We start from the raw sequence: 16,244 nt of genomic DNA, 5'->3' as shown, positions 1-16,244 counted from the left end.
GTTCCCCGCCGGAACCGGCGCCGACGGCCCAGGGTCGGAGGAACAGACGATGACAACCCAGCGCACCCGGTCACTCGGGCGGCCCACCCTCGACGCGGTCGCCGCGCGTGCCGGGGTCGGTCGGGGCACGGTGTCCCGTGTCGTCAACGGTTCGCCGCAGGTCAGCCCCGAAGCGCGGGCGGCGGTGCAGCAGGCGATCGCCGAGCTGGGGTACGTGCCGAACCGGGCGGCCCGGGCCCTGGTCACCCAACGGACCGACTCCGTCGCGCTGGTGGTCTCCGAATCCGAGGAGCGGGTCTTCGGTGAACCCTTCTTCGCCGGGATCGTCCGGGGTATCAGCTCCGGGCTGCTCGACACCCCGATGCAGCTCTGGCTGGCGATGGCCCAGTCATCCGCCGAACGGGAGCGGGTCGAGCACCATCTGACCAACCAGCATGTCGACGGTGTACTGCTGCTGTCACTGCACGACGCGGATCCACTGCCGACGCTGCTCGAACAGCGCGGTCTGCCGAGCGTGCTGGGCGGCCGGCCGGCTCGGATGCTGCACCCGGACGCGCGTCCGGCCTACTTCGTTGACGTCGACAACGCCGGTGGCGCCCGGTTGGCTGTCGAGTACCTGCTGGCCGGTGGCCGGCGGCGGGTCGCCACCATCGCCGGCCCGCAGGACATGGGGGTCGGCGTCGCCCGGTTGACCGGCTACCACGAGGCGATCCGGCACAGCGGCCCGGACGGTGGCGAGTCCCTGGTGGCCTACGGCGACTTCAGCGAGGGCAGCGGCACCGCGGCGATGCGCCAGCTGCTGGAGCGCCATCCCGATCTGGACGCGGTGTTCGTCGCGTCCGACCTGATGGCCTGCGGCGCCCTGCGGGCGTTGCGCGAGGCAGGCCGCCGGGTGCCCGACGATGTGGCCGTGGTCGGGTTCGAGGACGCCCCGATCGCCCGGCAGTCCGATCCGCCGTTGACCACCGTCTTCCAGCCGGTGGAGGAGATGGGCCGGCAGATGGCCCGACTGCTGCTGTCCCGGATCCGGCACGATGAGCTGCAGGTCCCGTACGTCCTGCTGGAGACCCACATGGTCGCCCGCGACTCGGCCTGACCGCGACTCGGCTGGCCGGTGAAGTTCATTCGAACGGGTGATGGTGCAGCGTGTCCAACCCTGGACTCCAGGGGTTTTCCTGCCGAGTCATGTCATCGCAACAGGGATGAAATGGTCATCGGGCAGGCTGGTTGTCGACCGGGGGAGGGGGCCGGCCTGCGCTACGGGAGGACTGACATGTTGCTGAGGGTTCGCGTGACCCTGCCGGACCGGCCCGGTGCACTCGGCCAGGTGGCCCGCACACTCGGTGTCGCGGGCGCCGACATCGTCCAGGTGACCGTCCTGGAGCGGCTGGGTGGTCGGGCGGTGGACGACTTCACCGTGGTGTGGCCGGGTGCGGCCCGGGTGGACCGGCTGCTCGCTGGCCTGGCCGCGATTCCCGGAGTCCAGGTCGACGGCGTCTGGCGGGCGATCGGCACTCCGGTGACCGGAGGTCAGGACGCCGAACTGCTCGCCCAGGTCGCCGCCAACCCGGTTGACGGCCTGGCCACGCTGGTCGACGCCGTACCGGGGCTGCTGGCAGCCGACTGGGCGGCCGCAGCCGTGGTGCCGGCCGACTGGGCGATCCGCAGCGCGTCCCGGCCGCCGGCCGGTGCCGCCACGGCGCAGTCCGCCGGGCTGGCCGGGCCGGCTCCGACGCCCGGCGCGGAGTCGCGGTTCGACGGTGGTCAACTGCCCGACGACGACTTCATGACCGGCCTGACCGTGCCGGTGGACGAGTCTCCTACGGGCGGCGAACCGGCCGTCGCCTACGCGAGTTGGCGCGCGCCGGTGCCGCTGCGACTGCCTGAGGTCACGCCACTGCGCGCCCGGCCGATGGACGGCCCGGACGGGGTGCGGTACGCATCGGTGCCGTTCGGCCGGGCCGGCCTGGTGCTGATCGTGTCCCGGGTCGACGGGGACGGTCTGCCGGCAGCCGCGTTCCACGTCACCGAGGTGGACCGGACAGCGCAGCTGGTCCGGGCGGCGACGGTGATCCTGGGCGACCGGTTGGATTTGGTGACCGTTGACCCGGTCACCGCCAGACGGTGAGACGCAGGTCGCAGACGGCACCGCGAGAAGTCACCGCCGGGCAACCTGAGGGAAACAGCGCGGCGGCAAGGTAGGAAGCGGGCGCAGTGCGGCGCTGACCAAGCGGGCACCGAGCACCTGGGGAGAGGAGCAGCCATGGCGCTGTGGCGGATCAGAGCGATGGTCGACGACCGGCCGGGCTACCTGGCCGTGCTGACCGCCAGCCTGGCCTTGCGCGCGGTCAACATCCTCGCCGTCCAGGTGCACACCACCGAGGCCGGGGCGGTCGACGATTTTCTCGTTGACGCGCCCGACTCGATGACCGAAAAGGATCTCGTCGCGACGGTGGAGCGTGGCCGGGGCCGCGACGCCTGGGCCATCCGGGCCGAGGCTCGGGGGCTGGCCGACCAGCCCGCCCGGGCGCTCGCCCTGGCCAACCGGCTGGTCCGCGATCCGGAGGCGCTCGGTGACGTGCTGCGTACCCTGCTCGGTGCCGGCTCGGTGACCTGGCGGCCGGCACCAGCTTCGCAGGTGGCTGCCCGGTCGACGGACACGATGCGGCTGCCGGATCCGGCCGGCGGCTGCTACGACGTCGTCCGGCGGGAGCCGAGCTTCACCCCTGCTGAATTCGCCCGAGCGCAGGCTCTGGTCGAGCTGGCGGCGGCGGTCAACCGACGGACCGGCGATCAGGTGACGCTGATGATGCCGGACGGTGCCGAGTTGCTGCTGCGGCCGGCGGTCTCCGACGATCTCAACGCGCTGCACGCGATGGTGGTCCGGTGCTCGCCGGAGAGTCGCACGCCCGGTCTTCTCGGCCGACCGTCCGAGGTCATCACCGCCCGGCTGCGGCGGATGCTGGAACAGCCCCGAGGGGTGCTGCTCGTCGCGGTCGACCCCAACGCGGCGGCGGACCGGATCGTCGGTGCCGGGCAGTTGATCGTCGAGGGCGCCCTCGGCGAGGTCGGACTGCTGGTCGAGGACGGGTGGCGCCGGCGTGGGGTCGGTACAGCGCTGCTGCGCAGGCTGGCCGGTCACGCCGGTCGGATCGGGCAGGCGGCGTTGGTTGCACACATCGCCGCGGATGATCTCGGCATGCTGCGTACCCTGGCCCGGCTGCACCGGCCGGGTCCGGCCGAGCGCGACGGGGAGATGATGAGCGTCACGGTGCCGTTGGTCGATCGGCCGGTCGACATTTCGGCACCGACTCCCGCCACCACGACCTAGGCGGTTGCCCCGACGTCCCGGTCCTGGTGCGGGTCCGGTGCGTTGGACGCGAGGTCCGGGTGGCACGGCGGGGTCTCCTCCTGTAGGACGGCAGGAGGAGACCCCGCACCTTTGTGTGCGCCGGTTGGTCGCGGTTGCGGGCTTCCCAAAGCCGGGCCGGGGCGGTTTAATCATCGGTACGCGTAATGATCGCTCCCTGTCGATGGGAGCGCTCCCATGGTGCCGGTGCTGGCTGGCATCGTGACCCCTGTGAACCATCAGCCGAGAACCATTGACCGCCATCTACCGGCTGGCCCGCACCCCACCGGCGGGCCGGCCGCTGACCGCCGCGACAGCGCGACCGACACGAGGTGAGGGGCGGATGCGCCCACATCCGCCCCTCGGCGTCCTCCACGACGCGCTACCGCGCGCGGCTCCACGGACAGGAGTGAGTGTAGTGCGCGCAGACAATCGGCCGGCCGGCCGGACACGTTGGCGACGCAGGCTGGCGGCCAGCGGCATGGCCATCCTGCTCAGCGCCGCAGCCGCGACAGCCGCGGTTCCCCGACCCGGTGCCGCAGCGGCCCCACCGTTCAACTACGGAGAGGCGCTGCAGAAGTCGCTGCTGTTCTACGAGGCGCAGCAGTCCGGCCCGCTGCCGCAGTGGAACCGGGTCTCCTGGCGGGCGGACTCAGCACTCGACGACGGGGCGGACGTCGGCCTCGACCTCACCGGCGGCTGGTACGACGCCGGGGACCACGTCAAGTTCGGGTTTCCGATGGCCTTCACCACCACCATGCTCGCCTGGGGCGCGGTCGACTACCGGGCCGGCTACGCCAGCTCCGGGCAGCTGCCGCACCTGTTGAACAATCTGCGGTACGTCAACGACTACTTGATCAAGGCGCATCCGTCGCCCAACGTGCTCTACGGCCAGGTCGGCAAGGGCGACGACGACCACAAATGGTGGGGTCCGGCCGAGGTGATGCCGATGGCGCGTCCGGCGTACCGCATCGACGCGACCTGTGGCGGCTCGGACCTGGCGGCCGAGACGGCGGCCGCGATGGCCGCGTCGTCGATGGTCTTCCGGCCGACCGATCCGGCGTACGCAGACACCCTGGTCGGTCACGCCCGGCAGCTCTACACCTTCGCCGACACCGTGCGTAAGGCGTACCACGAGTGCATCACCGACGCGACCAGCTTCTACCGGTCATGGAGTGGATACCAGGACGAACTGGTCTGGGGCGCCATCTGGCTGCACCGGGCCACCGGCGAGGGGTCCTACCTGGCCAAGGCTGAAGCCGAGTACGACAACCTGGGCACCGAACCGCAGACCGACACCCGGGCCTACAAGTGGACCCTCGCCTGGGACAACAAGCAGTTCGGCGCGTACGTGCTGCTGGCCAACCTGACCGGGAAGCAGAAGTACGTCGACGACGCCAACCGGTGGCTGGACTACTGGACCGTCGGCGTCAACGGAGAGAAGGTGCGTACCTCACCGGGCGGGATGGCGGTCCTCGACACCTGGGGCGCGCTGCGTTACGCCGCGAACACCGCCTTCGCCGCGCTGGTCTACAGCGACAACATCACCGACCCGACCCGCCGAACCCGCTACCACGACTTCGCCGTCCGGCAGATCGATTACGCGCTCGGCGACAACCCACGCAACTCCAGCTACGTCATCGGATTCGGGGCGAATCCGCCGCGAAACCCGCACCACCGCACCGCGCACGGCTCCTGGTGGGACAGCATGCAGGTGCCCGAGGAGACCCGGCACGTGCTGTACGGGGCGTTGGTCGGCGGCCCGTCCGCGCCGGACGACGCCTACACCGACCGCCGCGACGACTACGTGATGAACGAGGTGGCCACCGACTATAATGCCGGCTTCACCTCCGCGCTGGTCCGGCTGCACCAGGAGTACGGCGGCACTCCGCTGTCGGACTTCCCGAAGCCGGAGACGCCGGACATCGACGAGATCTCCATCGAGACGACCGTTATGCAGAACGAGACCCGGTCGACCGGGGTCAAGGTGATGATCTACAACAAGTCGGCCTTCCCCGCCCGGGCGTTGACCGGCGCGACGTTCCGGTACTACTTCGTCCGCGATGGTGCGGGTGCGCTGGAGGTGAGCAGCCCGTACAGCCAAGGGTGTCCGAAACCCACCGAGGCCCGGCAGCACTCGGGTGACCTGTGGTATGTCGAGGTCGACTGCTCCGGCCACACCATCGCGCCGGCCGGTCAGTCGGCGCACCGGATGGAGGTGCAGTTGAAGATCGGGGTGGCCGAGGGCGGCACCTGGGATCCCGCGAACGACCCGTCCTACCAGGCGGCCACCGGGCCGAACCGGGCGGTCCCGCTGTACGAGTCCGGCACGCTGATCTGGGGACAGGTGCCGGACGCACCGTCACCGACCCCGACCCCGTCGGTCTCGCCGACCCCGACCCCGACCCCGTCGGTCCCGCCGACCCCGACCCCGACTCCCACCCCGACCCCGACTCCCACCCCGACCGGGTCACCGTCGCCCACTCCGACCGGCGGCCCGCCGGTGCTTGGCTGCCGGGTCGACTACACCACCAACGACTGGTCCACCGGATTCACCGGATCGGTGATGATCACCAACACTGGTGCGTCGACGATCGACGGGTGGACACTGCGGTTCGCGTTCCCGGGCAGCCAGCAGGTGACGCAGGGCTGGTCGGCCAGCTGGTCGCAGAGCGGCAACCAGGTCAGTGCCGGCAACGCGGCTTGGAACGGCAGGCTGGCACCCGGCGCGAGCACCAGCATCGGCTTCAACGGCACCCACTCCGGCAGCAACCCCCGGCCGACCTCGTTCACGGTGAACGGCCTGGCCTGCACGGCCGGATAATTTCGGCTGATTGACCTGCGGTGACCGGCCTCGGCCGTGGCCGGGCCGGTCACCGCGATCGGGCCGGTGACAGCCGACAGAGGCCGTACGATAAGACCGATATGCCGTCCAGTTCGTGTCCCGGAACCGACCGGTCGGCCCGTTCCCCGGTGCGATCGTGACGGCGGCCGGCGACCCGCGCGGCCTGCTCCGTGGCGAGCAGGCACCGCGGCGCGCCACCTTCCTGGAGCTGTATTTCGACCTAGCCTTCGTGGTCGCACTCGCCCTGCTGCTGATGACGGCGGCGCTACCGGCAGCGTTCGAGAACTGTGCGACCATCTTCGTCGGCGCGTACCTGACCATCCACCTGGGCCGCGGCCTGTTCTTCTTCTTCGCACTGCACGACCAGATGGCCCGGCAGCGCGCGGTGCGGATCTGGGGCTGGTTCGCCGTCTCGGCGGTACCCTGGCTGGCCGGTGTCCTGGTCGACGAGACCGCCCGGGTGGCGCTCTGGAGCGTCGGGCTGGCTACGCCACCTTTCAACCGGCCCCTCGGCTGCCTGCACCACTGCCTGGCCACAGGCCAGCCCTACGACCTTGAGAAGCCCTTCCCCACGATCGGCATGCCGGCGCTCGCCGCTACGGGTTGACGCTGACACGCTAACCCTTATGGACACCGCCAACGATTGGTATGCCTGGCACAGCCCTTACACCGACCCCGGCTCACCCCTGGCACGCCGGCTGAAGCTGGTCCAGCAGCACATCGCCGCATGGCTCGATGAACGACCTGGCGAAGCGGTGTCCGTGGTCAGCATGTGCGCCGGCCAAGGTCACGACATTCTCACCGTGCTGGCGTCGCGCCAGGACGCCAGAAGAGTCAGCGCCACGCTCATCGAGTACGATCCGCGCAACGTCGCCGCGGCCCGGACCCGAGCAATCGCCGAGAGCCTCGACACGGTGGCCGTCGCGCAGGCCGACGCCGGTGACCTCGCCTCATACCGGCAGGCGGTGCCCGCCGACCTGGTCATCATGGCGGGCGTCCTGGGCAACGTCAGCGACGCCGACGCCCACGCCACCGTTCACGCGCTGCCGCAGCTCTGCGCTGCCGATGCCACGGTGATCTGGACCAGGACACGACGTGCCCCCGACCTGACACCGGCGGTCCGAAGGTGGCTGGCCGACGCAGGGTTCTGCGAACGGGCGTTCACTGCTCCCGACGACGTGCTGTTCTCCGTCGGCGTTCATCGCTTCACCGGCACCCCGCAGCCGCTGGAGACCGGCAAGATCTTCCAGTTCATCACCTGACGGCGAACCGACGACTTGACGCTTTCGGAGATCAAAGGTCTTTTGATCGTCCCCACCCGGGGACGGCTCGGTCGCCCGGCTCGGTATGACTGAATGCCCCTGTCGTGCGCATGATCCGGGGGGTGTTGTCGCCGGGCCGGGTGGCGTCGGCGGACCGCTGATAGGGACCCGGCACCCCGTCGTGGGGTAGGTCTCTCCGTGACGTGGATGCCGGCAGTCCGGCGCTGGGACCAGCGGCTGAGCCAGGTCATCGCGGTGAGGAGGCGAGCTGTGCACGACGGGTTCGGCGTCTTTATCAACGGCCACACCAGCCCCAACCGGCGGACGAATCCCGCCTCGCTGCTTGACACAACCCATAGGGACCCCTCGGATCAGCCCGGCGTTGTACGCGGCGACGTAGTTGGTGTCGAACCGGGGATCTTTGTAGCTGGTGCCCTCGGTGGCCTTGATGTAGGCGAACTCGATGCCGCTGTTGCGCACGCTGGTCCAGTCGATCGAGCCCTGTCAGTGCGAGACGTTCGATGCCCGGGGTGGTCGCCGCCTGCGCCGGTGCCGTGGTGCCGGCGACCAGCGCGGCGGTGGTCAGGACCAGCGTCAGGCCGGTGGCCAGCAGCCGGCGGGGGTGCCGCGGCGGCCAGTGGCGTTGCCGGTACGGGTGGGCGGGTGCGCGCTGACGGTCGTTGCCATCGTCTGTTCCTCCTCGCGGGTCGATCCGGCGGTCAGCCGGCGCAGTAGACGAGCCGGTTCGGGCTGCCGGCCCCGGGGCCGGTGACGACACCGGTGGTGGCGTTGCGGATCAGGTAGTCGCCGACCTGCGCGGCACTCCACGAGGGGTTCCTGGCGGCGACCAGTGCCGCGCAGCCGGTGACGTGCGCGGTCGCCATCGAGCTGCCGCTGAGCACCCGGATCGCGGAGTTGTCGGTGTGCCATACCGAAGTGATGCTCGCACCGGGGGCGAACAGGTCCAGGCAGGAGCCGTAGCTGGCCGAGCTCATTCTGGCGTCGGTGATCGTCGTGCCGGCGACGGTCAGTGCCTCTGGCACCCGGGCCGGGGAGGTGTTGCACGCGCTGGTGTTGGAGCCACCGGCCGCCACCGCGTACGTGACGCCGGATCGGATCGAGTTGACGACTGCGGCGTCCAGCGTGGTGCTGGCGCCGCCGCCGATCGACATGTTGGCGACGGCTGGTTTGATCGCGTTGGCGGTCACCCAGTCGATTCCGGCGATGACCCCGGAGATCGACCCCGAGCCGCTGCAGCTGAGTACCCGTACCGGCACCAGCTGGACTGCCTTCGCGACGCCGTACGCCCTGCCGCCGATCGTTCCCGCGACGTGGGTGCCGTGGCCGTTGCAGTCGTCGGCCGGACCACCGTCGATCACGTCGAAGCCGGTGCTGACCCGGCCGGAGAAGTCGCTGTGGGTCCGGTGAATTCCGGTGTCGATGACGTAGGCGTGCACGTTGGGTGCGGTGGTGCGGTAGGCGTAGCGGTTGTCCAGCGGCAGGTTGCGCTGGTCGATCCGGTCCAGCCCCCAGGACGGCGGATTCAGCTGGACGCCGGCGGTCAACGGCGCGACGGTGTGATCCTGCTCGACGTGGGCGACGGCCGGGTGGGCGGCCAGCCGACGGGCGGCGGTGGCGCTCATCCGGGCCGTGAAGCCCTCGATGGCGGTGTCGAACACGTGCTGCACGGTGGCGCCGTACCGGTCGGCGAGCCGCCAGGCCGTTGACGCGGTCGCCGCGTCGTCGTCCAGCACCACGATGTAGCTGTCCGGGATGGCGGTGGCGCCACCGGCCCGGCGGATCTCGCCGAGTGGTCCGGCGGCCTGGGCCGCTGCCGGCCAGCTGACCAGTGCCAGCAGCGTGGTCAGCCCGGCGGTGAGAGTCTTCCGGGTTGCGGAAATGGTCACAGGACTTCCCCTTCGACAGGTCTGACCCGCCCCGTCAACGACGGCAGGGCGAGCTTCACTCCACTCTCTTGCTGGAAGTAGTTTTCCAGATACCCATCATCATGGATATCTAGTTGACGTTATGGTGCCGTTCGGGTGCGTGGCGCGGCGGGCCGGGGTCGGCGGCTGCCGCGCTGCGGCGCGTCTTCGCCGCCCGCCGGTCCGGCTGCTGTTCACTGTGTAGCGACGCATCGGGCGAGGAGGACGGGCATGGCCGATCAGGACGGTGCCGCTGCGGCCGACGCCGACGCGGGCTCCGCCGATGTCGGACGGGACGGCGACACCACCGCGCGGGCCCGGCGAGGGGTCCGCGACTGGGTCCGCGCCGCCGCACGGCGTTCCGGGGCACGACTGAGCGACGCCACCCCGTACGGCATCCTCGCCTTCCTCGCCGCCTCGGCGCTGGCGCCGATCGCCGCCGGGATCGGCTCCGGCGGGCTGCTCGCCGCCGTCGTCGGGCAGCTCGGCCAGATCGGTGGCGGCTACCTGACCGACGTGCTGGTCGACACCGCCGAACGGATGCGCGGCCGGCGGGCCACCGAGGCACAGTGGCGTGACGCGCTGGCCGAGGAACTGCTGGCCCGACTCGCCGACGAAGGGGAACAGTCCCAGGCGATCCGCGCCGAACTCGGTGAGCTGCTGCGGGGCATCGACGCGGTCGAGGTGGCGCTGGCCGCCGCGGCCGAGACCGACGCGCAGCTGCGCGACGACCTCGCCGCCACGTTCCAGGCCCTCGGCCACGACGTCGGCGCGCTGCGGTGGATGCTGACCGACGTCCACCGCGTGCTCGGGGAGGTCCGCCGCGAACTGGCGAAACGCAGCCATGAGCAGCGCGTCGAGATGGACCGGGTACGCCGGCAACTGCTCACCATCACCCAGCTGAGCAGCCGGGTGCAGGCACCCGCCGAACCGCAGGCCGACTCGGACCGGCCAGAGCCCGGCTCGGCCGCGACCGACGACCCGGTGTGCCCGTTTCCCGGCCTGGCCGCCTTCGAACCGGAGGACGCGCCCTGGTTCCACGGCCGGCAGGAGCAGACCGAGCAGGTACTCAGCCGCCTCGCCGAGCAGGCAATGGGTGGTCCGCCGCTGATCGTCACCGGGGTCTCCGGGGCCGGCAAGTCGTCGGTACTGCGCGCCGGGGTGCTGCCGGCGATCGCCGCCGGTTCGCTCGGCCCGGCGGACCGGTGGCCGTGGCTGCTGATGACCCCGGGCGCCCGGCCGTTGGACGAGCTGGTCGACCGTACGCTCGTCGCCGCCGGAGCGGACGCCGCGGACCTGCCGGCAGCGCGGGTGCACGCGGCCCCGGAGCTGTTCGGTGCGCTCGCCGCCCGGGCCGCGCCCGCTGACGGCCGGCTGGTGATCGTGGTGGACCAGTTCGAGGAGCTGTTCACCGAGTGCGCCGACCCGGCCCACCGGCTGGCCTTCGTGACCGCGCTGGCCGCCGCCGCGCCGGCCGTCGTGGTGATCGCGGTCCGCGCCGACTTCTACGCCGACTGCGCTGAACTGCCGCCGCTGGCCCACGCGTTGGCCGCCGGGCATCTGGTCCTCGGTCGGATGGACGCCGACCAACTGCGCCGCGCGGTGACCGAGCCGGCGGCGCGGGCCGGCCTGGAGATCGAAACCGGGCTGGTCGAGCTGTTGCTCGCCGACCTGAACGCGACAGCACGGGCCGGCTACGACCCAGGGGCGCTGCCCCTGCTCGGTCACGCCCTGCGGGCGACCTGGCAGCGGCGCGACGGGCGGCGGCTGACCGTGGCCGGCTACCGGGGCACCGGCGGAATCCGCCGCGCCGTCGCCGAGTCGGCCGAGCGGATCCACCTCGACCTGGATCCCGCCGGCCGCGCCGCGCTGCGGACCGCGATGCTGCGCCTGGTCACCGTCACCGACACCGGGGCGGTGGCCCGCCGTCGCGACGCCAGCCGGCTGTTCGACGCCGACCTGCTGTCCCGGCTGGTCCGGGCCCGGCTGGTCACCGTCGCCGCCGACACCGTCGAAATCAGTCACGAGGCGCTGCTGACCAACTGGCCGCGCCTGGACAGCTGGCTCGCGGAGGCGAGGGACGAACTGATCCGGCGGCAGCGACTGGCCGTCGCAGCCGAAGACTGGCAGACCGCCGGCCGCGACCCCGACCTGCTGTTGCGCGGCACCCGGCTGGCGCTGGTGCGTGACCAGGTGGACCGCAACGACCTGTCCGCGACGGAGGTCGACTTCCTGTCCGCGAGCGTGGCTGCCGCCGAGGCCGCCGAACTGGCCCGGCTGCGCGGCGTACGGCGGCTGCGCCGGCTGGCCGTGGGCCTCGCGGCGGCGTTGCTGCTCGCCGTGGCCGGCGGGCTGGTCGCGGTGAACCGGCAGGCCGCCGCCGAGGACCAACGCCGGCAGGCGATCTCCCGACAACTAGCCGCCGAGTCGCAGATCGCCGCGGCCGCCGACAACGACCTGCTCGCCGTCGGCAGGGCGCTGGACGCCTGGGACCAGGCACCCACCGTCGAGGCGTACGGTGCGCTGCTGTCGGCGCAGGCGGCGGGGACGATCGGGCCGCTGGGCAGCGAGCCCGGCGGGCTGTCCACCGCGGTCAACCCGGACGGCACGGTGGTGGCGGTGGGACATCAGGACGGTCTGGTCCGGCTCTGGGACGTCGCCACCCTGCGCCAGCGCGATGTCGATCTCCGGCACGCCGCCGACGCCGGCGTGGTGTCACTGGCCTTCTCACCGGACGGCCGGTTCCTCGCCTCCGGTTCGTTCAGTAGGGACGGTGTCCGGATCTGGGAGGTGTCGACCGGTCAGTTGCGGTACACCCTGCCGGCGGTCGGCGCGCTCGGCTGGCTGCCCACCGGTGCCACGGTCGTTGCCGGACGACTCGGCACCGACCTGTCACCCGAGTTGCAGGTCGGCGGCTGGTCGGCGAACACCGGCGAACTGCAGTGGTCGCTGCCGACCGGGATGCTCGGCTACGACCTGACCATCAACGCCGACGGTACGCTGCTGGCCGTCGCGAACCCCACCGACGGTGACGTCCAGGTCTGGCAGTTGCCCGACCGGGCCCTGATCCGCAGCCTGCCCGCCGCCCAACAGGTGGCCTTCGGCCCGGACGACGTGCTGGTGACCAGCGGACCCGACGGGACGTTGAGCAGCTGGTCGGTGTCGTCCGGCGAACGTACCGCCCTGCAGACGGGGCCGTTTCGCGCCGCGGTGCCGCTCGCCGTCACCCCGGACGGCTCGCTGCTTACCACCGGCGGGTGGCGTACCAGCCGGATCGACAGTTGGGCGTTGACCACCGGGGTGGTCTCCTCGGGCTTCACCGGCTACGCCGGCCGGGTCGTCGCCGACGTGGCGGTGGCCGCCGACGGCCGGACCATCGCCGTCACCGGGCCGGACGCCCCGACGGTGCTGTTCCGGCGCAGCGGGGTGCTGCTGCGGCATCCGGAATCGGTCCAGTTCGTCGCGGTCGACCCGGCAGCGGACCGGGTCGTCACCGCCGCCGGCGACGACGTGGTACGGATCTGGGATCTGGGCACCCGTGCTGTGCGGGCCAGCGTCCGCGCGTCGGACACCGTCACCGGGGTCGCGGTCGCCGGTGACGGCACGTTCGCGGTCAGCACCACCGGCAGTGGCGTGCTGCGCTACACCGTCGCCGGTGAACTGGTCGGGCACGACACCGCCGCCGGGCGGGACGGCTGGACAACCAGGCACCCGGCGTACTCCCCGGACGGCCAGCTGCTCGCCGTCGCCGTGCTCGACCCGGCCGGCGAGGACAGCGGGGTGCTGGTCTGGCGGCTCGACCGGGACGTCGAACCGACTTTCCTGCCGACCGGTGGTGCGGTGAACGCCCTGGGCTTCGGCGCCGACGGGACCACGCTGTTGGCGACCGCCAACCACGGTGTGGTGAGCGGCGACGAGACGGTGGTGCGGGCCGAGCTGAGATCCTGGCACACCGCCGACCTGTCCGGCAGGGACCGGGCAGTCATCGCGGACCTTCAACTGACCGACCTCGCGGTCAGCCCGGACGGACACCTGGTCGCGGTGGCCCGCAGCAACGGTCAGGTCGAGCTGCGCACCGTCGCCGGACTGGACCTGGTCGGCACAGTGGACACACCCACCACCAGGCTGTCTGCGGTGGCCTTCAGCCCGGACGGCGAGCAGCTGGTCACCACCGCCGTAAGCGACGACCTGGTCCGGGCGTGGCAAACCGACAGCGGCGAGTTGACGGCGGTGCTCGTCGGACACGTCGACAACGTCAACGCGATCGCGTTCACCCGCGACGGGCTGCTGGTCAGCGGTTCGACCGACACCTCGGCCCAGGTGTGGGACCTCGACCCGGGCCGGGTCGTGGCCCGGCTCTGCGATGTGGCGACCCCAGCTGCCCGCGCGGTCGGCGGCGAGCCGCCGCGTCGGTGCCGCTGACGGGTGCGGCCAGGCCGCCGCCGGTCAGGCCGGCCGGGTGGCACAGCAGGGCGGGTCAGCTCGGCCGGACCTCGCCGTGTTCGACGCACCGCGCCGACCAACCGGCCGGTAGCACCTGTACCTTCATCCGTCGCCGGCACCTGGTACAGAAGCGGGGTGGCTCCCAGGCCCGCGCCGCGGCGCAGTCATCGTGGTTGCCGGTGCTGGTCCCGGTACCACACCGGTCGCACCAGATCGCCTGCACGCCCGGCCGCTCAGATCGTCGCAGACAGCGCCTTGACCGGCATCTTAAGGTCGTCCAGCAGCGCCAGATCCTCTGTCGCCGGGCGGCCCAGAGTAGTCAGGTAGTTGCCGACGATCACCGCGTTGATGCCGCCGAGCAGCCCGTCCCGGGTGCCTAGATCACCGAGCGTGATTTCCCGGCCGCCGGCGTACCGCAGAATTGTTCGTGGCATCGCCAGCCGGAAGCCGGCGATGGCGCGTAACGCGTCGCGGGCCTCGACCACCGGTCGGTCACCCAGCGGAGTGCCGGGCCGTGGGTTGAGGAAGTTCAGCGGCACCTCGTGCGGGTCCAGCGCGGCCAGCTGCGCGGCGAACTCGGCCCGCTGCTCGATCGTCTCGCCCAGCCCGAGGATGCCGCCGCAGCACACCTCCATGCCGGAGTCTCGCACCATCCGCAGCGTCTCCCACCGCTCCTCGAAGCTGTGCGTGGTCACCACATTCGGAAAGTAGGAGCGGCAGGTCTCCAGGTTGTGGTTGTACCGGTGCACCCCCATGTCGACCAGTTCGTCGACCTGCTCCTGGGTCAGCATCCCGAGCGACGCCGCGACCTGGATGTCCACCTCGGCCCGGATCGCGGCGACACCCTCGCGCATCTGCCGCATCAGCCGTGCGTCCGGCCCCCGCACCGCCGCCACGATGCAGAACTCGGTGGCCCCGGTCGCCGCCGTCTGCTTCGCCGCCTCGACCAGTGACGGGATGTCCAGCCACACCGCCCGTACCGGTGAGGCGAACAGGCCGGACTGGGAGCAGAAGTGGCAGTCCTCTGGACAGCCGCCGGTCTTGAGCGAAACGATTCCCTCCACCTCGACCTCCGGCCCGCACCAGCGCGTCCGCACCTCGTGGGCGAGTTGCAGCGCGGCCGGGACCCGGTCGTCGGGCAGCCCTAGCACAGCGAGGACCCCGGCCTCGTCGAGGCCGACGCCACGCTCCAGGACTTGGGCGCGGGCTAGGTCGAGGATGTCGGACATGTGCGTACCCTACAAGGCGGCGCGAACGACGAGGGGGACCCGTGGCGGACTGGTTGGACGGCCTGCGGCGGCGGGCCGAGCTGCGGGTCAAGGCCGGGCTGGCCCGCGAGCTGCGCAACCGTACCGCCGACGACCCGCTGACCGACCTGGCCGGCAACGACTACCTCGGGCTGGCCACCCGCGCCGAGGTGGTCGCCGCGGCGGCAGACGCCCTGCACCGGTACGGCCTCGGCGCGACCGGCTCGCGGCTGGTCCGTGGCTCCACCGCCGCGCACGCCGCGCTCGAGACCGATCTGGCCGACTGGCTCGGCACCGACCGCGCGCTGGTCTTCTCCTCCGGCTACCTGGCCAACCTCGGTGCGGTCCGGGCGCTGGTCCGGCCCCGTACCCTGCTGGTCTGCGACGCGCACAATCACGCCTCGCTGATCGACGGCGGCCGGCTCGCCGGCGCGCAGACCGAGGTCGTCGCGCACGCCGACCCGGCTGCCGTGGACGCGGTGCTGACCGCCCACCCCGGGCGGCCCGCGGTGGTCGTCACCGAGTCGGTCTTCTCCGTCGACGGCGACCCGGCGCCGCTGGCCGCGCTGCACGCGGTCGTCCGCCGGCACGGTGCGCTGCTGCTGGTCGACGACGCACACGCGCTCGGTGTCATCGGGCCGGCCGGTGCCGGCGGCGTTGCCGCCGCCGGGCTCGCCGGCCAACCCGACGTGGTGGTCACCGCGACCCTGTCCAAGGCGCTCGGCGGTGCCGGGGGAGTGCTGGCCGGGCCGCAGCCGCTGATTCGGCACGTGGTCGACACCGGGCGTACGTTCATTTTCGACACCGCGCTCGCCCCGGCGGTCGCCGCCGGGGTACACGCAGCACTGACGCTGGCCCGCGACGGGGCGCGGCTGCGGGTCGAACTGACCGACCGGGTCGCCGCCGCCGTGGGCCGGTTCACCGGTGCCGGTCTGGACCTCGGCGGGCCTCCGGCCGGCGGGGTGGTGTCGCTCGGCGCGCCCGGGCCGGAGACCGCGCTCGCCTGGGCGCGGGACTGCCGCGACCGGGGGGTCGCGGTCGGCTGCTTCCGGCCACCGTCCACCCCGGACCAGCGGGCCCGGCTGCGGATCACGGTCAACGTCGGGATCCCCCGGGCCGACTTCGACCGGGCGCTCGACGTGATCGTGGAGTGTGCGCCGTGACCGGCTGGCA

The 16,244-nt window shown here is 72.0% G+C and carries 11 protein-coding genes and 1 pseudogene; 8 read left to right on the top strand and 4 right to left on the bottom strand.

Annotated elements, in window-relative coordinates; translation table 11 throughout:
* The first annotated feature begins 49 nt into the window (after positions 1–49).
* From ACFHWS_RS15050 to ACFHWS_RS15025, 6 genes are all read left to right on the top strand, one after another.
* Positions 50–1,096, top strand: a complete 1,047-nt coding sequence (locus tag ACFHWS_RS15050) for a LacI family DNA-binding transcriptional regulator (RefSeq protein WP_416555698.1) — start codon at positions 50–52, stop codon at positions 1,094–1,096.
* 177 nt (positions 1,097–1,273) lie between these two features.
* The gene (locus ACFHWS_RS15045; protein ID WP_416555697.1) at positions 1,274–2,128 is read left to right on the top strand and encodes an amino acid-binding protein; all 855 of its coding nucleotides are present in this window, start codon (positions 1,274–1,276) and stop codon (positions 2,126–2,128) included.
* A gap of 135 nt (positions 2,129–2,263) precedes the next feature.
* Complete coding sequence (locus ACFHWS_RS15040; protein ID WP_416568392.1) at positions 2,264–3,331, top strand: GNAT family N-acetyltransferase; 1,068 nt, start codon at positions 2,264–2,266, stop codon at positions 3,329–3,331.
* A 499-nt stretch (positions 3,332–3,830) separates the two neighbouring features.
* Positions 3,831–6,173, top strand: a complete 2,343-nt coding sequence (locus ACFHWS_RS15035; RefSeq protein WP_416568409.1) for a glycoside hydrolase family 9 protein — start codon at positions 3,831–3,833, stop codon at positions 6,171–6,173.
* Between the two features lie 115 nt (positions 6,174–6,288).
* Complete coding sequence (locus ACFHWS_RS15030; RefSeq protein WP_416555693.1) at positions 6,289–6,801, top strand: low temperature requirement protein A; 513 nt, start codon at positions 6,289–6,291, stop codon at positions 6,799–6,801.
* 19 nt (positions 6,802–6,820) lie between these two features.
* The gene (locus ACFHWS_RS15025) at positions 6,821–7,456 is read left to right on the top strand and encodes a class I SAM-dependent methyltransferase family protein (protein ID WP_416555691.1); all 636 of its coding nucleotides are present in this window, start codon (positions 6,821–6,823) and stop codon (positions 7,454–7,456) included.
* A gap of 420 nt (positions 7,457–7,876) precedes the next feature.
* Here the strand turns inward: ACFHWS_RS15025 and ACFHWS_RS15020 are convergent.
* Together ACFHWS_RS15020 and ACFHWS_RS15015 are read right to left on the bottom strand one after the other, a co-directional pair.
* Positions 7,877–7,936 (bottom strand): annotated as a pseudogene (locus tag ACFHWS_RS15020) (hypothetical protein); the annotation flags it as partial.
* Between the two features lie 239 nt (positions 7,937–8,175).
* Positions 8,176–9,363, bottom strand: coding sequence for a S8 family peptidase (locus tag ACFHWS_RS15015; protein WP_416568391.1), 1,188 nt, complete (start codon positions 9,361–9,363; stop codon positions 8,176–8,178).
* 249 nt (positions 9,364–9,612) lie between these two features.
* On the opposite strand from ACFHWS_RS15015, the gene ACFHWS_RS15010 reads away from it, so the two are divergent.
* The gene (locus tag ACFHWS_RS15010) at positions 9,613–13,803 is read left to right on the top strand and encodes an NACHT and WD repeat domain-containing protein (protein WP_416568390.1); all 4,191 of its coding nucleotides are present in this window, start codon (positions 9,613–9,615) and stop codon (positions 13,801–13,803) included.
* Between the two features lie 55 nt (positions 13,804–13,858).
* On the opposite strand, the gene ACFHWS_RS15005 is transcribed toward ACFHWS_RS15010, so the two are convergent.
* Together ACFHWS_RS15005 and bioB are read right to left on the bottom strand one after the other, a co-directional pair.
* Positions 13,859–14,071 (bottom strand): hypothetical protein, encoded by a 213-nt coding sequence (locus tag ACFHWS_RS15005; RefSeq protein ID WP_416555760.1) that lies wholly within the window; start codon positions 14,069–14,071, stop codon positions 13,859–13,861.
* Entirely contained in the window at positions 14,058–15,053 is a 996-nt protein-coding gene (gene bioB, locus ACFHWS_RS15000; RefSeq protein ID WP_416555685.1) for a biotin synthase BioB, read from the bottom strand. The genes ACFHWS_RS15005 and bioB overlap by 14 nt, the downstream gene beginning before the upstream one ends.
* Positions 15,054–15,094: 41 nt before the next feature.
* Here bioB and ACFHWS_RS14995 point away from each other — a divergent pair, with 41 nt between their 5' ends.
* Positions 15,095–16,234, top strand: coding sequence for an 8-amino-7-oxononanoate synthase (locus ACFHWS_RS14995; protein WP_416555683.1), 1,140 nt, complete (start codon positions 15,095–15,097; stop codon positions 16,232–16,234).
* Positions 16,235–16,244: the final 10 nt, after the last annotated feature.

Source organism: Micromonospora sp. LOL_013 (assembly GCF_048060315.1).
In the GTDB taxonomy this organism is placed as follows: domain Bacteria; phylum Actinomycetota; class Actinomycetes; order Mycobacteriales; family Micromonosporaceae; genus Micromonospora_E.
This window is presented reverse-complemented; position numbering and strand designations above follow the sequence as displayed.

Bases quoted from the DNA above. Each gene is read 5' to 3' on its own strand.
- ACFHWS_RS15050 (WP_416555698.1), top strand. From the start codon at position 50: ATGACAACCCAGCGCACCCGGTCACTCGGGCGGCCCACCCTCGACGCG.
- ACFHWS_RS15045 (WP_416555697.1), top strand. From the start codon at position 1,274: ATGTTGCTGAGGGTTCGCGTGACCCTGCCGGACCGGCCCGGTGCACTC.
- ACFHWS_RS15040 (WP_416568392.1), top strand. From the start codon at position 2,264: ATGGCGCTGTGGCGGATCAGAGCGATGGTCGACGACCGGCCGGGCTAC.
- ACFHWS_RS15035 (WP_416568409.1), top strand. From the start codon at position 3,831: ATGGCCATCCTGCTCAGCGCCGCAGCCGCGACAGCCGCGGTTCCCCGA.
- ACFHWS_RS15025 (WP_416555691.1), top strand. From the start codon at position 6,821: ATGGACACCGCCAACGATTGGTATGCCTGGCACAGCCCTTACACCGAC.
- ACFHWS_RS15010 (WP_416568390.1), top strand. From the start codon at position 9,613: ATGGCCGATCAGGACGGTGCCGCTGCGGCCGACGCCGACGCGGGCTCC.
- bioB (WP_416555685.1), bottom strand. From the start codon at position 15,053: ATGTCCGACATCCTCGACCTAGCCCGCGCCCAAGTCCTGGAGCGTGGC.